This window comes from Desulfomonile tiedjei DSM 6799, from assembly GCF_000266945.1.
GTDB lineage: Bacteria > Desulfobacterota > Desulfomonilia > Desulfomonilales > Desulfomonilaceae > Desulfomonile > Desulfomonile tiedjei.
Window position 1 is genome coordinate 50,905 of sequence record NC_018025.1, and the last position, 17,295, is coordinate 68,199.

Genomic DNA, 17,295 nt, shown 5'->3' on the forward strand with positions numbered 1-17,295 from the left:
ATCAGGAGGACCTATGGATGCACAATACGCTGCAACTCCGGGAACTCAAATATTGGTGGTCGAAGACAGTCCCACTCAAGCCATGCTGTTAGAACATCTCTTGGAGAAAAACGGCTATGAAGTTGTAGTGGCCTCTTCGGGAAAACAGGCCCTGGAAGTGCTGGAGTCCTTCAGGCCTGCCCTCATCATCAGCGACATCGTGATGCCCGAAATGGACGGCTTCGAGATGTCCAAAGCAGTCAAAGGCGACCCGAGGCTTCGAGATATTCCCGTAATTCTTTTGACCGCGCTTTCCGATCCGGAGGATGTGATCAGAGGCATGGAAGCGCGTGTGGATTTCTATCTCACCAAACCGTACGATGAGGATTTCCTTCTGTCCAAGGTAGCCTCTATCATATCTCGGCCAGTGGAAAGGACAAAAGCGAACGGCTGTCAATCCATGAAGATCAACCTGTGGGGAAAGATTTATGAAGTCTCGGTAATCCCGGAACTTTCCCTCAGCTTGTTGGCATCTACGTATGAAAATACGATCCAGATCAACCGTGAGTTGCATCGTGAAATAGCCGAACGCAAGCGGATTGAAGAAGAACTGCGAGTCACGGTGAAGAGACTCAAGGAAATGGAATCTATCATTGAGATCAGTCCCGCTGTTGCTTTTGTGCGCAAGGCTGAAGACGGATGGCCTATCGAATTCGTTTCGGATAATGTGCTTCAATTCGATTACGAATCTGAAGACTTGCTGAGCGGAAACATAAAGTATTTCGATATCATTCACCCCGAGGACAGGGACAGCGTGATTGAGGAAGTGGAAAGAAGCCTCAAGGATAAGGACCTTGAGGAGTTCAGTCGTGAATACAGGATTCTTACAGGTTATGGCGAAACACGGTGGGTGGACGATCGAACATTTGTGAGAAGAAATTCCAAAGGCATTGTTACTCATTATCAGGGAATCATCTTGGATGTCACGCATCGCAGAGATGAAATTTGACAGGGGTTGGCAATCAAAGAAATAACAAGAAGGTGTTTTCTCATTTCTTGACAACGCATCGGGAGCACAGATTCCGACCCCGACACAGTGTCTCTCAGATTGGACACTACATCTGCATATGCGCGTTTTATGGATGTTTCGTCCGATTCATGTGATGTCTCATATGCCTTATAGTGTTTGCCAAAAGTTTTGTCCGATTCAAATCCCCCCAGCCCCCCTTTACGAAAGGGGGGGTAAGATGCAATAGCGTAATTCCCCCCTTGTTAAAAGGGGGGCTGGGGGGATTTTTCGACTAACATCTGCATTGAGTTTCGGTCATTTCTTCTGGCAATGACTATAACGGTAGGAAGGACCGTATATGGTAAAGACTACCTGTTCCATACTCATAGTTGATGCGGATCACAGCGAGGCCAAATCTTTGGCCGGAATACTGAAAGAGAACGGGCATTCCGTCCTGGTGGCCAGAGATGCAGGTCACGCTGTTTCTATCCTGGAATTTAGAGGGTTTGACGTCTTGATAGTCGATTTGGCTGCTTCTCACGCACAAGACCTGGATCTGATCAGTTGGGCGTGCTGCATCTGCCCCAAACCCAGGATAGTAGCTACCGGTTACCCGTCCTTAAAAGACGAACAATCGGTGTCCGATCGCGGAGCAGACTTGTTCCTGCGCAAACCTGTCGATACAAATAAACTGACCCGATTTCTCGTGCAGTCCCGCAGCAGAAGCTCGTTTTCAGGCAAAGTGAACGATGTGGATATCATCGAATACGTGCAATTTGTGCTTCTGTGTGGTGGCAAGACAATCCTGGAGGTTACTTCCACAATGGGGACCACGAGCAGATTATTTATCTCGGAAGGCCATGTGGTTCATGCCGAATGCGGTGTTCTCCAGGGAGAACAGGCTCTCTATCGGTGCCTTGGTTGGCGGGAAGGATCTTTCAGCCATGCACCATGGAGCGAACCCGAACGTGTCACTATCAGGAAACCCGGAGAATTCATTCTCGTAGAGGCTGTTCGTAAAAGGGATGATGCCTGGACCGGTAATAACGTTGGCGCTCCTGTTGATGACGAGCAGGACTGAACTTTCAAATGCCGAGGTTTAAACCCGCTAAGCCTTGAATCCTCTGCGCGAATGACAACAGAAGTAGTTTTTTGATACAAAATTGGAGAAAAAACCGGTAAACTTGGTGCACCAACTGTACCAGTGGAATGAAAAAGCGGTGGAAGTGAGCAGGGATAAGTCTCTATGGCCATTATCCGCGCCAAATCCAATGAGATTCAATGCAAAATCGTGTACTACGGTCCCGGAAGAGGCGGAAAAACAACTAATCTGATTATGATTCACAAGGCAATTGGAGCCAAGATTCGCGGCGAGTTGATTTCGATCAATACCGCGGGAGACCGTACGATATTTTTCGATTTTCTGCCCATGGATTTGGGGATGATTCGGAATTTGAACATAAAGATTTCGGTGTATACCGTTCCCGGTCAAGTGCGCTATAACGATACGCGCAAGCTCGTGCTCAGAGGAGTTGACGGAGTCGTCTTTGTGGCTGATTCCATGGAAATCCGTCGTGCGCAGAATATCGAGAGCTTTCAAAACTTTCGAGAAAATCTCGATTTGCTGAATGTGAAATCTTCGTCGATCTCAGTCGTGCTTCAGTACAACAAACGCGACCTGGAGTCGCAAAACGGAACGCGGATAATGCCCATCGAACAAATGGAAGAGGATCTGAACCCTAATGGCGAATGGCCCTGGATAGGAGCCAGCGCGGTGTCCGGTCAGGGAGTCAAGGAAACGTTTAAGCGCATTTGCATGCTTACGGTTGCAAACGTTGGTAAACAACTGATATGACGTTCGTAGCTGACACCTTGGAGCGAAAGCAGGAGAGCTTACATGGCTGAAAGTCGCGTTCATGAACTGCTCTCGGGACTCACGGTAGTATTGCGCTCCAATGGAGATGCGAGAAAAACAGACAAAAAACGCGTCGATAAGAGAAAGCTGCTGAAATCTCGCGGTCCGGCGCCGCAGGTGATCATCTATACGCGCCATCCTGACGGAGATTTCGGCCCCACATTCATCAGCGACAATATCATCTCCCAACTTGGATATGCACCTCAGGAACTCATAGAGAATCCTTCCGCCTGGGAAGCTGCTCTCCATCCCGACGACAAGGAGCGGGTGTTATCTTCAAGAGGCGAACTTTTCGGTCTCGGTCACCTGGTCCAGGAGTACCGGCTCAGACATAAAAATAAAGAATTTCGCTGGATAAGAGATGAACTGAACCTGGTCAGGGACTCCTCGGGGAAACCTTCCGAAATTCTAGGTTCCTGGATTGACATCACCGAACGGAGGCAGGTCGAACAGGCCCTGAGGGAGAGTGAAGCGAGATATCGATCGCTCGTGGATAGATCTCCCATGGGAATGATTTCTTTCGATACCAACGGAGAAATCACCGAATTCAATCCTGCAGTCCTGAGCATACTCGGAGCATCTCATCTCGATATTGAAGACGCGATGGACTTGTTTTCGCTTCTCCCTCTGGTGGAGGCGGGTATATCCGAAGCCATAGTCCATTGTCTCGAATCGGGCGAATCCGGCGTAGGTGAGTTCCAGTACAAAGCCAAATCGGACAGGCAGGTCCATACCCAGGTCCATGTTGTTCCTATTCGTGATGGAGATAATCACATTTCGGGGGCGCATGGGTTCCTGCTGGACATATCCGACCAGAAGCGGGCTGAAGAGCTCATCATTGGTTCCGAGCGGCTTAAAGTGTTGGGTCAGATTTCTACAGGAGTGGGCCACACGTTCAGCAACCTGCTGCAGGTTGTTTCCGGTAACGTGAACATGGCGCTGACAAACCTGGATCTGAAAGACTCCGAAGCGGTGAAAGGTAATCTCGAGCAAATCATGGAGGGTGTTCGGTCTGCAACCGAAGCAGTGAGATGGATGCAGCAATTCGCCCGACGGAAATCGGACAGTTCGCAGAAACACGAGATCTTCGACCTTTCGGAAGCGGTGGAAGAAGCCGTAGAAATGTGTAAGCTCTGGTCCAAGACATTGCTGGACCGTAGGAAAATCCACATCAAACATGAAGTTGAACTGGCTCCGGGATGCCACATACTGGGGGTCCAGGACCAGGTAGCATGGGTCGCTCTCAACCTTCTCAAGAATGCCGTTGAAGCGATGCCCAGAGGGGGTACGATCAGGACCAAGACGTACGTGAAGGACCGACTCGCGGTTCTGAGCGTTCAGGACAGCGGAATCGGGATTCCTCCGGAAAATATGAAACACATTACAACCGCTTTCTGGACCTCGAAAGAGGCTCATGCCGGCATGGGTTTGCCTTTCAGTTGTGGAATACTGAGATCGCACAATGGGACCATGGGCGTAAAACGGGTCAGACCCAGAGGCAGCCTGTTTCTCATTCGGTTCCCGTACGTGAATCCCCTGCTGAAAAAGACCGAAAGCAGGGATCCCCTGAACAAAGGACTCAGAATACTCTTCATCGATGATGACGAGAGAATCGTTAGAGTCTTTGAGCGGGGCTTGAGAGTGCTCGGTCATTCACTGGTTCCGGCTTATTCAGGCCAGCAGGGACTGAAGTTGTTTGCTCAAACGCCAATTGATGCTGTCGTTTGCGACCTGGCCATGTCTGAGATAAGCGGTTGGGAAGTGGCCAAGAGTGTGGCCAAATACTGCAAAGAAAACGAGAGACAAAAACCTCCTTTCATTATGCTCACCGGATGGGCGCGCCAGCTTGATGAAGATGAGGTGCAAATGCACCCGGAAGTCGATCGAATACTTCAGAAACCGGTTAAAGTCCCGCATCTGGTGGAAATGGTCCAGGAAGAAATAGGGCGAATTCAGTCACAAGAAGATTTCTCCGGTCGTATCGGAGGAATCGACATACTCGAGTACATGCAGCTTCTTCTTCTCAACGGCCGGGAGATGCTTGTGTCTATCCAGTCCAGAGAAGGGGAGAAAGGGCTTATCTTTGTCCATAAAGGCGAGATAGTCCATGCCGTGACCGGTGCCATGGAAGGGGAAGAGGCACTCTACCACTGCCTGTTATTCAAAGGTGGAAGCTTTTCCAGCTTGCCGTGGCGTGACCCGGATCACAAAAGTATCACCAAACCCGGTGTATTCCTTCTTATAGAGGCTGCTCGCAAGAGAGACGAACGCAAGGACAGCCTCAGTCAAGACATCCCGCTGTTGCAATCCGAGTAAAAGGTTTTTAAACAAGGGCAAAAACTCACCTCTCTTCCTGCCGTAAGGGTGTTTCTTTTCCTATATAACTTGTCAAGAAATCTCAGAAAATGAGGTACTCGTGTTTTGTTGGTGTTTTTTGCCCAGTCTCGGACCATAAAACCGATACGCGACAGAGAGCATTTGTTGTCGCTAAAATTGGAAAACGGCGAGAATGCGGTGTCTTGGTCAAGTGTCATGAACCGTCATGAAACGTGTCCTTTCTTGGCATGAGCCTTGCACAGTTGAACTTCAGTTGCGTTGACTTGTTTAGGGTGTGAAATTGAATGCTTATCACGCAACGGGCTGAGGCCGATGACAATTGTCGAGGTCCTGATTGGTCACGATGTCGTCGTCGGAGGAAGATTTGTACACGTATCAGAGAGGAAGCCCGGAAAGTGATGGTTCCTTGCAAGAGCCACTTCGTGGATGTGAATAAAATTCTGCTGACTCATGCTGCATTGGCCGATGCTGAATGCCAATGCTACGATGGTGAAGAACGCCCGGATGTCTCTTCAGGAGATTTTCGCGCATTTTTTCGTAGACATGACTGCATCAGAAGAATCGCCTTAGTAGCAGAGACGACGTATTTTGCCCGAAGCTTTGGCTCGGGCTTGAGGCTGCCGGTGGTGGAGAGCCGACTTGAGAATCGGTCTTTGGACCGTACAGATATGAATGGCATTTCGTCCCTCCCCGGGATGAAACTTGAGTATGGAATCGAAACAGGCAATTGGTACGGATTCCCGCCTCAAGATCGAACACGGGCACGAACAAAAGCGGCAAATGTGTACGGGGAGATGATTGACCCGGTGAAAGCAGAGCCGTTCGGGCCCGGTTCCCTATTTCTCCCATGCGCGTCGAAGCGGCGTGCTGTTAAAAAGAGACTCATGGAGATTACAATGAAGAAGATTAACATCCTTATGATGATACTGTCGTTTGTTCTTGTTGCATTCGTTTCGGGGCAGGCACTTGCACAAAGCGATGTAGGCAAGATGACTGCTCCGGGCGCCCAAAGTCCGGCAGACAGACCTGGTGGCACAATGGATCGTGAGATGCAAAAAGATGTATCCTCAATGCCTCACGTATCGAAGGCCGAGATGCCCATGCGCGTATCCAAGTTAATCGGTAGGGATGTTGTGAACAAGAACGATGAGAAGCTTGGAGAGGTACACGATTTTATCCTGGATAAAGACGGGAAGATCAGTTACATGATCATTAGCCACGGCGGTCTGTTGGGGATCGGTGACAAGCTGACTCCTGTCCCGTGGAATAAGGTCGCTTCTGCAGGTGAAGTCCAAATGGATACCAGAGACAATCTGGTGCTAAACATCGCAAAGGCGACATTGGATCAAGCTCCAACTTTTAGCAGCACCGATTATATGAACTTCGCACAACGCGATTTCCAAAATAAGATAGACCAGCATTTTGCTGGTACGACCGGCCCGTAAGAGCTGAGTCCCGAACGAATAGCGAGTTGCCGCGGACGCACGGGAGCGTCCTGGATGCAACTTGCTGAGGTCCGCCCGTGGAAGAGCGGACCTCAATTTTTTTTCGAAGTCCGATCTTAAGAGCTTCATATAAACAGTTGCGAAAATCAATGACTGATTGAGGATAGGAGTGTTGGTGGGTGCCGGCCTCCGTGCCGGCACATCTTCAATATGATCAATGATGTCGACAAAATGGTCCGGCAGGGAGGCCGATCCCCACCAATATCTTGTATTGGAGCGTGGGATAAAAGAAGTTTTAGCAATCGCTCTAATGCCCATCAAATGACTGATGGTTCTCGAATCGGTAACGAGACGAGCACTGTAGTTCCTGTGCCCACAACGGAGCTGATCTGAATCGACCCGTCAAGCGATTCCACAAGGGCCAAACAGACGGCAAGGCCGAGTCCGGTTCCTTTTCCAGGCTCTTTGGTCGTGAAGAAGGGATCGAATATCTTGCTGAGATCCGATTCCGGTATTCCACAGCCAGAATCCTCCACCTCGATGAGGACCCGATCCGGAGTCGCACTGGTGCGTAGAGAAATTGTGCCGCCAGAGTCCCCAATGGCATCGGCTGCATTGAAGAGGAGATTCACAAGCGTCTGTCGTAATTTTTCCGGTTCAGTCTCGAGCAAGGGAAGTTCTTCAGCCAGATCGATCTGGAACGTGATATTTCGAAAACCTTTTCGCCCCAGGATCAGCGCACTGCAGCTTTTGACCAGTTCATTGATATTACAGATTTCGATCTGTTTCCGTATCGGCCGTGCGAATTCCAGAAGGTGCCGGAGTATTTCATTGATTCGTTTGAGTTCCGCGCTCATGCGCGTAAGTATTTCGGCGCGAGACTCCACATGTGCATTTCTTTCAAGGAGCTCCGTGTATCCCATGAGAATCTGGAGCGGGTTGCCGATTTCGTGCGCCAGACCTGCCGCCAATCGACCTACGCCTGCGAGCTTTTCGGAACGAACCAGTCCCTGTTGGGCCTTTTCAAGGTCTTTGTTGGCGGTGCTCAATTGAACTATGAGAGCTTCCATTTTTTGCCGATCGTCGAGTATTTTCGCTATGATCACTCTGAGCCGAGATGCGATTTTCTGAATGTCGTCTCCGCGGCCTGCGGGATAGGAATCAGAAGGTAGATCGATGAAGCCGGCAGCTTTCCTGGCCAAGTCCGCTGCATCGGCAAGCGGCCCGATGACGGTACGATGAAAGAGAAGGTACCCGAGGAAAAAGAGGGCTCCTTGCGTCAGAACGAGATAAGCTCCAAAAAATTTCCAGGCAGGGGCAAAAACGGATGCGGGAATATGCATGATTCCACGAGCGGTCCTGATTCCTTCAGGGAAATCTCCGGTTGAATCTACAGTCACCACCATTCCATGAAACAGACCTGTCGGCCATTTCTCTGCTCTTACCGTTTTTCCTGTTTTTGTCTGATCCGGTTTGTCAGTGTTTGTGTCGAGACCGCAGCCGCCGATCAGTGTGCCGTGAGCATCGTACAACAAAAGACCGAAACCCATCTGTTCGCGACACAGATCTCTCACACGTTCCCACATGCGGTCTTTCCCGCGATCTGAAAGAATCTGCTTCTGAAGAGCTTCAAAGAGGACAGCGGCCTGATAGACTCGGGAATCTACTGCTGCTCGTTCCAATGAGGCGCAAAACGCGATGAAGAGCAGTACGCCGCTGACGAACAGTATGATCGCGAGATTGACGAGAATTCCCCAGCGCATTGACCTCCTCGGAATCTGAACGCAATAGTACATCGAGTGCATTGAATACAACAGAATATCAAACAAATAGCAATCGGAGAATTTGCTGATGATTGCCTTTGCGGCTTACCGTGAGGCTCTTGTACGAGATTATCGGTTGGATTTGTTCCTTCTGGCGATAATGCTTTCTCCTGCTCTGACGCGGTCGCCAGGGTAAACCTGGAAATCGAATTCCTGGGGAAGGTAAATATCCAGGCGAGAGCCGAACCGTATGAGTCCAAATCTGTCTCCTCGGCAGACCATGTCTCCTTCTTTCACCCAGCAGGCGATACGTCTTGCCAAGATGCCGGCAATTTGAACTACTGCGATCGTAACTCCTTCACCGGTCAGGACTATTGCATTGTGCTCGTTAACGTCAGATGCAGCGGGTTCTCGTGCATCGAGAAACCGGCCCGGAACATGACGGATCGACTGAACAATCCCGGAAATCGGCCATCGGTTCACATGTACATTCAGCACAGACATGAATACACTTATGCGCTTCAGAGGCACTCCGGGAAGATTTTCCGACTGCGCGTGTTCGACTACTTCTGCGACGGTTCCATCCGCGGGGGATAAGACCAGCCCAGCGCCTAAAGGAGGAACGCGATCGGGATTTCTGAAGAAGGCAGCAACAACAACGGATACCAGCAGGAACACAAATGATGTGAATGGATAATCGAGGAGCCAGCATAAGAATGAAATCACGAGAAAGGGAACAAAGAATACGAATCCTTCCCGTGCGATGGGTTCATAATGTCCGGCCTTGTTGATCATTCGGCAGCACTCGCGGCCTTGAGCGTCTTCTTGGCCCTTGGAATAGCGACCGTTCCCGTACGAATCAGCTCGGTGATGCCGGCGGGAGCGAGCAATTCCAGGAATGCATCGATCTTGCTTTGAGTACCGGAAGCCTCAACAGTCAACGTCTCATGGCTGACATCCACGACTTTGCCTCTGAAGATATCGGCTATTCTGAGAATGTCTCCACGGCTTGAGGCAGTTGCCTTTACGCGCACAAGAATCAACTCCCTGTCCACGTAATCTCCGGCAGTCAAATCCTGCACTTTGACCACATTGATCAGTTTTCGGAGTTGCTTGACGATTTGCTCGATTATCTGTTCGCTACCGTGTGTGACGATAGTCATGCGGGAATAGTTGCTATCGAAGGTTGGAGCAACCGTCAGAGAATGAATGTTGAAAGCTCGACCTGAAAACATACCCGCAACGCGAGCGAGCACGCCGGGCTTGTTTTCCACCAGGACCGAAATAACGTGTCTGTCGTCGTTCATATGAGTATCATGTTGGTCAGAGACGCTCCGGCGGGTACCATGGGGTACACGCCTTCTTCGCGTTCCACCACGAAATCGATTATTACAGGCCCATCGATCTCGAGGGCCTTTCTAATGGTTGGTTCAACTTCCGAGGTCGTCGTCGCCCGAAGACCTACCGCACCGTATGCTTCAGCAAGTTTCACGAAATCAGGGGCTACCATAATATCGGTATGTGCATAGACATTGTCGTAGAAGCGTTCCTGCCACTGACGAACCATTCCCAGATAGCCGTTGTTGAGTATGGCAATCTTCACGGGCAAATGGTACTGAGCCACAGTTGCAAGCTCTTGGATGTTCATCTGGATCGAGCCGTCACCGGCTATATCGATGACGATTTTGTCCGGAAATGCCACCTGAGCGCCGATTGCCGCGGGGAAGCCATAGCCCATGGTGCCGAGGCCTCCTGAGGTGAGGAACGTCCGGGGTCGATCGAAAAGATAATACTGAGCCGCCCACATCTGATTCTGTCCAACTTCAGTGGTGATTATGGCCCGGTCCGCAGTGAGTTCGTAAAGCTTTTCCACTACGTACTGCGGCTTAATGGTCTCGGTGGTACGATCGAAGCGCAATCTCTGCTCGTTTCTCCAGGCAGTGAGCTGAACGTGCCATTCCTTCAATGTGTCGCGCCTATCGTTTTTGGAATAACCTTTCTTTTTGAGCACTTCGATCAGTTTGGCAAGCGCATTCTTTGCATCCGCTACAATGGGAACATCGACTGCGAGATTCTTCTGGATCGAGGTCGGATCTATGTCGATATGGATAATTTTTGCTTGTGGTGCAAACTCTTCTATTTTGCCCGTGACTCGATCGTCAAATCTGGCTCCAACTGCGAGCAGCAAGTCAGAATTGCTGACAGCCATGTTTGCACGATACGTTCCGTGCATCCCAAGCATGCCGAGGGATAGAGGATGAGTTCCGGGAAAGCAACCCAATCCCATGAGCGTCATAGTAACGGGAAATCCCATCATCTCTGCCAATTCTGTAAGTTCCCGGTGTGCTTCCGCTGTTATGACGCCGCCACCCGCGTAGATGACAGGTTTCTTGGCCTCTGCCAGCATGGCCGCGGCACGTTTTATCGAAGGAATGTAAGGCTTAATTGTCGGTTTGTACGTCGGCAGGGAGACAGTTTTGGGATATTCAAACTCTGTCTTTGCCTGGACGATATCTTTTGGGAGGTCGACCAGAACGGGGCCGGGGCGGCCGGTACTTGCAATGACAAAGGCTTCTTTTATGGTCTGGGCGAGATCTTCCAACCTGCTAACGAGGTAGTTGTGCTTCGTACAGGGCCTGGTTATGCCCACAATATCGGCTTCCTGAAACGCGTCATTACCGATAAGGGGAGTGGGAACCTGTCCGGTAAAAACGATAACCGGAATGGAGTCCATGCACGCGGTTGCAAGTCCCGTCACAGTGTTAGTGCCCCCGGGTCCCGATGTGACGATACATATACCGGGTTTTCCCGTTGCCCTGGCATAGCCGTCGGCAGCGTGAACCGCAGCCTGTTCGTGACGAGTGAGTATGAATTTGAAATCCTCGGAGAATTCTCGGGCCATCGCATCGAAGATGTCGATAACGGCTCCTCCGGGATATCCGAAGATAGTGTCGACTCCTTCCTCTACCAACGAGCGAAGGAGAATCTGTGCGCCATTTAATTCGGACATAAGTTCACTTACCAAGGCCGGACGAATTACTGGGGGACTGTGACCAAAAAGTGTTTTGAGGGCCGGATGAGGCAGTCACAGTTACCTGACAATACTGTCGTCGTGTTCCGGTTTCCTTACTGTTGTCTGATCCTGCTCAGAATCCGTTCGATTTCGTCTCTGCCTTTGAGCTTCTTCTTCTGCAAGGTCTTCCGTTCCAATTCCTCACCGGCCGTGAGATAAACCCTTTTGTTGAACGCTTCCAGTTGTTCCTCGAATTCGAGATGCTCCTGCCACAACTTCTTCAATTCGGGATCTCTTTCCTTCCACTCCTGAATCAGTTCAAGGTCTCTTTTTTCCATAGGAAGCCCTTTTTGTTTTGCTTGCATATTTACAACTTGTTTTTAGCGGTCCGGAAACAATTTGTCAACTGACTGAAACACCTTAATAACACCAGCCTTTGCCGTGTAATTGCCTTTATCTGAGGGGTCTGCTATGACCGGTAATATTGATGAAGTGCGGAGTTCAAATGTGAATGAGGCAAGGGTCAGATTTTTGGGAGAGAATGGAACGAGTCTCGAATGCGTCTTCGGACCGGCATCGAAGAACGATGCACTGACACTCGCAGTATTAGCAAGGGATTACAACCCTGTGGTTCTGATGCCGGATGTAGCGTTTGCTAAAAGCCATGTTGGGACGTATCTTCATCCTCTTTGGGTGTCAGGCCTGGTCGAACGAGGAAACTGATTCCGAAGGGCGCAATTGTTGAGCTGACACTCAACTATTATCAACGATACGTCGGGAGCAAACCTTACGCCTCAAGGCACAGGCAACACAAAACGGTACTCTGGTAACAATTGCTATCTTCAATTGCCACGGGGGAAAAATCGCTGAAGCGCAGGCAAAATGCACAGGATTCGACAACCTTTCAGTAATGAGCGGGCACGTCCTGGAAGAGGCAGCCCGATAGTAGCTACGGGTATCAAGCTGTGGACAACGGCGAATCGTCAAAATTAATGTCCGATTGAGGATTAAGAATATTGGTGGGTGCCGGCCTCCGTGCCGGCATATGTTCAAAATGCTACATGATATCAATAGAATGGACCGGCAGAGACGCCGGTCCCACTAATACCGATTCGCTTTTCTTCTCATAATATGGGAGGCTGGAGGTATCCCTCGCTCCGGACGACGCCGAGCCGTCTAATCACTCCGCTCAGGACACCCCAGCCTTCGCTATCTTATGTGCACAACTGCGAAATGGTACAATATCTTTATATTCGAGCGCGAGATAAACGTCAGAATTTTGAGCAATTATGGGTGCAGGATTCTGAAGAAATTCCATGGAAAGACAAATGAAAACACCATCTCCCTGCGCTTGATACAGGGACGGCCCCAATGTTTCACGTGGAACATTGGGGCCGTATCTTCTCGTAATAAAAGAGAAAACATCTATTTTGCAGGTGGCGTTTCGCCGGACGGCTGAGGTGATGCAGGTGCAGGAGAGCCTCCGGAAGGAGCTTGCGGCATGGCAGGAGGTGCCGACTGCGGTGCTTCCGATTGTGTCGGGGGGGCTCCACTGCCAGGAGTCTCAGGAGTGCCCGTAGGCGGTACGGCAGAAGGTGCACCGGATTCTTCGCTAACAATCGATCGTTCCTGGATCAAGGTAGCTTTACCGGAAAAATAGGTGAGGAAAATCGATGTCACCATAAACACAACTGCTGCACCGATAGTAATTTTGCTCAGAAACGTCCCTGCGCCGGAGCTGCCGAAAACCGTCTGACTCGAACCGCCGCCGAATGTAGCTCCGATATCTGCACCCTTACCCGATTGCAGAAGTATGATCATGATGAGCGCTATGCACACAACCACGTGCACGATGAGAATGAACATAGTCAACATTACGCATGTACCTTTCCGGATCTAAATTGCTTCCTTGATAATACCCAAAAAATCCTGAACTGTCAGGGATGCTCCACCCACCAGCCCGCCGTCTATGTCTGGCTGGTTCAGGAGACTACGGGTATTATCAGGTTTTACGCTGCCACCATACAGAATCCTGGTCCGATCGCTGAAATCCTGTCCCAATATCTTGGCCGATTCAGTCCTGAGAAACTCATGGACCTCTTGCGCCTGCTGGGGAGTCGCGGTCTTTCCGGTACCGATGGCCCAAACGGGTTCATATGCTATCACAAAACGGTCGGGATCTGGGGATTCTATTTTTCCGATTCCTTCAATAAGTTGGCGTTTTACTACGTCAAAGGTTTTTCCAGCCTCCCTTTCCTCGAGGGTTTCTCCCAGACAAAAAATGGGAACGAGACCGCTACGCATTGCAGCCTGTATCTTTCGATTCACGGACTCGTCCGTTTCTCCGAAGTACTGACGACGCTCGGAATGCCCGATTATAACATGAGAACAACCGATCTCCTTCACCATCGGTCCGCTGACTTCACCGGTAAATGCACCTCTATCTTCCCAGTGAAGATTCTGCGCAGCTACCCGGATGCGCGTTCCATCTGTTTCCGCTACTGCAGTTGCAATCGAGGTGAATGGAGGGGCGACTACGATCTCACAATTCGGTTCAAAATCTGCGATAGCTGATTTCAATGCCTCAAGGAAGCTGCGAGTTTCGGAAGAAGTCTTATGCATCTTCCAATTTCCCGCAATAATCGATGTGCGATTGGCCATGTCAGAATATCCTTCCTCGTCCGCCATTTCTCATTATAAGAACGCTCCCGGGCTCCATCGAGAGCAGCGGGACAAAACTTTTTCACTGCTCCAGAGCAGCCACTCCAGGCAAGATCTTGCCCTCCATGAATTCCATGAATGCACCGCCGCCCGTAGAGATATACGAGATTTTATCGGCCACTCCCGCCTGTTGAATGGCCCGAATGGTATCACCACCACCTATTAGAGAAAACGCCGAGGCAGATGCAACTGCTTCTGCGATCTTCATGGTGCCGTTCTTGAACGCGTCTATCTCGAACACCCCCATGGGCCCGTTCCACACGATGGTTCCTGCGCGGCTGATTTCATCACTGAAGTCCTGAACGGTTTTGGGTCCTATATCGAGCGCCATCTGACCGGAAGGGATGAAATCCGATGTCACGGTCCTGGTGCTTGCTCCATCTTCCATTCGGTCCGCAACAACCACATCCACCGGCAGCAGAATCGTACATTTCTTATCCCGGAGAATCTCCGCGGCAGTATTCACCATCTCCTCTTCCGTTTTTGACGCGCCCACATCCGAGCCCTGCGCCTTCAGAAAAGTGTTCGCCATCCCACCGCCAATCAAAATAGTATCCATACGGTTTACAAGATTTTTCAACAGCTCTGTCTTGTCGGAGACCTTTGCGCCGCCGAATAACGCCACCACCGGCTTTTGAGGATTCTTCAGCGCTTTTTCGAGATTTTCCAATTCCTCTTTCATGAGGAATCCGGCAGCCTTTTCTTTGAGCAGATCCGGCACACCTACCGTGGAAGCATGGGCCCTGTGAGCGGTCCCGAAGGCATCGTTCACGTACACGTCCGCGAGGGACGCCAACTGTGAAGCAAAATCCGGGTCATTCTTTGTCTCACCGGGATGGAAACGCAGGTTTTCCAGGAGAACCGCATCGCCGTCCTTAAGGTTAGCCACGGCTGTCTCTGCCTGAGCACCGATGCAATCATCAGCAAAGCCGACGGCAGTCCCGAGCAATTCTTGGAGCCGGCCGGCAACGGGTGCAAGGCTCATTTCTGCTTTTCTCTCCCCCTTCGGACGGCCCAGATGAGAAGTGAAAATGCATTTTGCCCCGTGCTCCATGGCGTACTCGATCGTCGGCAGAGCTCTTCGTATCCGCGTATCGTCCTTGATAGCTCCCGATTGGTCCAGGGGGACATTAAAGTCGAATCGAAAGAACACTCGCTTCCCTTTTAGATCCAAATCTTTGATACTTTTAATCACGTTGTACCCCCTATCATCAGGATATGATTATCCACTTGCTCGCGACATCTCGAGATTACGTTCATTCACAATTTCTTAGGACAGCTTTTCGCCCATCAGTACTGCAAGATCCACCATTCTGGCTGAATAACCGGATTCATTGTCATACCATGAGAGTACTTTCACCATGTTGTCACCAACAACGAAAGTGGAGAGAGAATCGAACATGGACGAATGTGTATTGTTGATGAAATCGACACTCACAAGCGGTTTGTCGACATACTCCAGGATGCCTTTCATACGACCTTCAGAAGCACGTTTCATAGCCGCGTTCACTTCATCGGGGGTGGTCCCCTTCTTGACCAAGGCAGTAAAATCAACCAAAGACACATTCGGAGTGGTTACGCGGATCGCGAGCCCGTCCAGTTTTCCTGCCAACTCAGGGATTACCTGTCCTATGGCGGAGGCCGCTCCGGTTGTGGTGGGAATCATGTTGATGGCAGCAGCACGCGCTCTTCGATAATCCTTGTGAACGGTGTCCAGTAAACTTTGATCCATAGTGTACGAATGGACCGTCGTCATTACACCTTTCTCAATACCGAATTCGTCAAACAGGACTTTCGCAATGGGCGCAAGACAATTCGTTGTGCACGATGCATTCGACACCACATGATGTTTTGTCGGATCATATGTCTCTTCGTTCACTCCAATTACGAAAGTTGCATCGACTTTCTTACCGGGAGCGGAAACGATGACTTTCTTTGCGCCTGCTTCTATATGCTTACCGGCTTTTTCACGGTCCCTGAAAATGCCAGTACATTCCATCACAACATCGACCTTGAGGTCACGCCAGGGCAAATTCAGCAAATCGTCGGTTATGCGAAGTGCCCGGACTTCTTTTCCGCTCACATTGATCACGTCCGCGGAGGGTGTGACCTCCCCCGGAAATTGGCCGTGAACCGAATCATATTTCAGCAGGAAAGCCATGAGATCCGGGTCCATTCTGTCATTAACGGCCACGACCTCTATTTCGGGGTGTACCAGTGCGCTTCTCATAACAGTTCGCCCGATGCGTCCAAACCCATTGATTGCTATTCTGATTGCCATATTGTTTCTCCGTACGTGAAATACTCATCTACTTTCTTTTTAGTTGATGACCACCACTGCGTCAATCTTGAAATCGAGTAACCATAATACCTTACATAACTTAAATCGTGTTTGAATCCGGCAAGAACATTCTTTCCTTGTGTTCTTTAACAATTTTAGGTATATAGTACGTGTTTTTTGACCGCTTTCGGGCGGCGCGACGATAACCCACCCGAAAGTCGGTTCCAGGCCGGATGCAACTCCGGAAGGGTTTTCATTATGTTACGATCTACATTTCTATTAACTGCCCTCCTTGTTTGCATTGCAATAGTGAATAATCTCTCTCCGTCCGAAGCCCAAACTACCGGTACAGGGCAATGGAAAATCACGAGCATAAAGGTCTGTCGCAGTGTCGGCGGCACAATCAACCCTACTCTGCAGGTTATGGGACAATTCCCGGTCTACACATTTTTCATTCCCCGTCCGGTTTGGACAGTCAACGGTACCGTTGTCGATGCTCAACCCGTATACGAACGGGGCCGTCTGGTTGCATTCCAACTGTTGGGCAGCGCCTCCAGTCTGAACTCCGGAACGAGGAACAATGTGAAATTCTCCCTCCCGGATCAAAACAACTCCAAAGTTTTCTACTACGATCAAAACAAAGTCCCTGTCGGCGACTGCTACGAATTTTTCTAAACATCAGTTTATTCATTTAAGATGAGACTTGCCACTTATGCAAATGATCCGGAGCATTCGCTTTCTGATTCCCTCGTTCGATTCTCCTGTCGTTACTAATACCGGTTCGCTTTTCTTTTCATAATCTGGGAGACTGGGGACATCCTTCGATCCGAAC

Annotated in this window: 16 protein-coding genes; 7 read left to right on the plus strand and 9 right to left on the minus strand. The window is 50.1% G+C overall.

Features of this window, described 5'->3' with window-relative positions; genetic code table 11:
• Positions 1 to 13 precede the first annotated feature (13 nt).
• The 5 genes from DESTI_RS28160 (at position 14) to DESTI_RS28165 (ending at position 6,685) form a co-directional block, all read left to right on the plus strand.
• Positions 14 to 988, plus strand: coding sequence for a response regulator (locus DESTI_RS28160; RefSeq protein WP_014807951.1), 975 nt, complete (start codon positions 14 to 16; stop codon positions 986 to 988).
• Positions 989 to 1,346: 358 nt separating this feature from the next.
• Positions 1,347 to 2,069 carry a response regulator gene (locus DESTI_RS00225; RefSeq protein ID WP_014807952.1) on the plus strand — a complete coding sequence of 241 codons (723 nt, stop codon included), beginning with the start codon at positions 1,347 to 1,349 and terminating at the stop codon, positions 2,067 to 2,069.
• A gap of 165 nt (positions 2,070 to 2,234) precedes the next feature.
• Complete coding sequence (locus DESTI_RS00230) at positions 2,235 to 2,843, plus strand: GTP-binding protein (protein ID WP_014807953.1); 609 nt, start codon at positions 2,235 to 2,237, stop codon at positions 2,841 to 2,843.
• 42 nt (positions 2,844 to 2,885) lie between these two features.
• Positions 2,886 to 5,219, plus strand: coding sequence for a PAS domain S-box protein (locus DESTI_RS00235; RefSeq protein ID WP_014807954.1), 2,334 nt, complete (start codon positions 2,886 to 2,888; stop codon positions 5,217 to 5,219).
• 443 nt (positions 5,220 to 5,662) lie between these two features.
• Complete coding sequence (locus tag DESTI_RS28165; RefSeq protein WP_157212065.1) at positions 5,663 to 6,685, plus strand: PRC-barrel domain-containing protein; 1,023 nt, start codon at positions 5,663 to 5,665, stop codon at positions 6,683 to 6,685.
• A gap of 317 nt (positions 6,686 to 7,002) precedes the next feature.
• Here DESTI_RS28165 and DESTI_RS28170 read toward each other — a convergent pair whose 3' ends face one another.
• The 5 genes from DESTI_RS28170 to DESTI_RS00265 form a co-directional block, all read right to left on the minus strand.
• On the minus strand, positions 7,003 to 8,448 hold the full coding sequence (locus tag DESTI_RS28170) for a sensor histidine kinase (protein ID WP_014807957.1): 1,446 nt from the start codon (positions 8,446 to 8,448) through the stop codon (positions 7,003 to 7,005).
• A 129-nt stretch (positions 8,449 to 8,577) separates the two neighbouring features.
• Positions 8,578 to 9,243, minus strand: a complete 666-nt coding sequence (locus tag DESTI_RS00250) for a phosphatidylserine decarboxylase family protein (protein WP_014807958.1) — start codon at positions 9,241 to 9,243, stop codon at positions 8,578 to 8,580.
• Positions 9,240 to 9,755 (minus strand): acetolactate synthase small subunit, encoded by a 516-nt coding sequence (ilvN, locus tag DESTI_RS00255; protein WP_014807959.1) that lies wholly within the window; start codon positions 9,753 to 9,755, stop codon positions 9,240 to 9,242. Before ilvN ends, DESTI_RS00250 begins: the two co-directional genes overlap by 4 nt.
• Complete coding sequence (gene ilvB / locus DESTI_RS00260) at positions 9,752 to 11,458, minus strand: biosynthetic-type acetolactate synthase large subunit (RefSeq protein ID WP_014807960.1); 1,707 nt, start codon at positions 11,456 to 11,458, stop codon at positions 9,752 to 9,754. The genes ilvN and ilvB overlap by 4 nt, the downstream gene beginning before the upstream one ends.
• Before the next feature lie 116 nt (positions 11,459 to 11,574).
• Entirely contained in the window at positions 11,575 to 11,799 is a 225-nt protein-coding gene (locus DESTI_RS00265) for a DUF465 domain-containing protein (protein WP_014807961.1), read from the minus strand.
• A 133-nt stretch (positions 11,800 to 11,932) separates the two neighbouring features.
• Here DESTI_RS00265 and DESTI_RS00270 point away from each other — a divergent pair, with 133 nt between their 5' ends.
• On the plus strand, positions 11,933 to 12,184 hold the full coding sequence (locus tag DESTI_RS00270) for a hypothetical protein (protein WP_014807962.1): 252 nt from the start codon (positions 11,933 to 11,935) through the stop codon (positions 12,182 to 12,184).
• 702 nt (positions 12,185 to 12,886) lie between these two features.
• On the opposite strand, the gene secG is transcribed toward DESTI_RS00270, so the two are convergent.
• The 4 genes from secG to gap all read right to left on the minus strand — a co-directional run bounded on the left by secG (position 12,887) and on the right by gap (position 16,463).
• Entirely contained in the window at positions 12,887 to 13,336 is a 450-nt protein-coding gene (gene secG, locus DESTI_RS00275; RefSeq protein WP_014807963.1) for a preprotein translocase subunit SecG, read from the minus strand.
• Between the two features lie 21 nt (positions 13,337 to 13,357).
• Complete coding sequence (gene tpiA / locus DESTI_RS00280) at positions 13,358 to 14,122, minus strand: triose-phosphate isomerase (protein ID WP_014807964.1); 765 nt, start codon at positions 14,120 to 14,122, stop codon at positions 13,358 to 13,360.
• Positions 14,123 to 14,204: 82 nt separating this feature from the next.
• Positions 14,205 to 15,377, minus strand: coding sequence for a phosphoglycerate kinase (locus DESTI_RS00285; protein ID WP_014807965.1), 1,173 nt, complete (start codon positions 15,375 to 15,377; stop codon positions 14,205 to 14,207).
• 75 nt (positions 15,378 to 15,452) lie between these two features.
• Positions 15,453 to 16,463 (minus strand): type I glyceraldehyde-3-phosphate dehydrogenase, encoded by a 1,011-nt coding sequence (gap, locus tag DESTI_RS00290; RefSeq protein ID WP_014807966.1) that lies wholly within the window; start codon positions 16,461 to 16,463, stop codon positions 15,453 to 15,455.
• A gap of 258 nt (positions 16,464 to 16,721) precedes the next feature.
• Here gap and DESTI_RS00295 point away from each other — a divergent pair, with 258 nt between their 5' ends.
• Positions 16,722 to 17,138 (plus strand): hypothetical protein, encoded by a 417-nt coding sequence (locus DESTI_RS00295; RefSeq protein WP_014807967.1) that lies wholly within the window; start codon positions 16,722 to 16,724, stop codon positions 17,136 to 17,138.
• Positions 17,139 to 17,295: the final 157 nt, after the last annotated feature.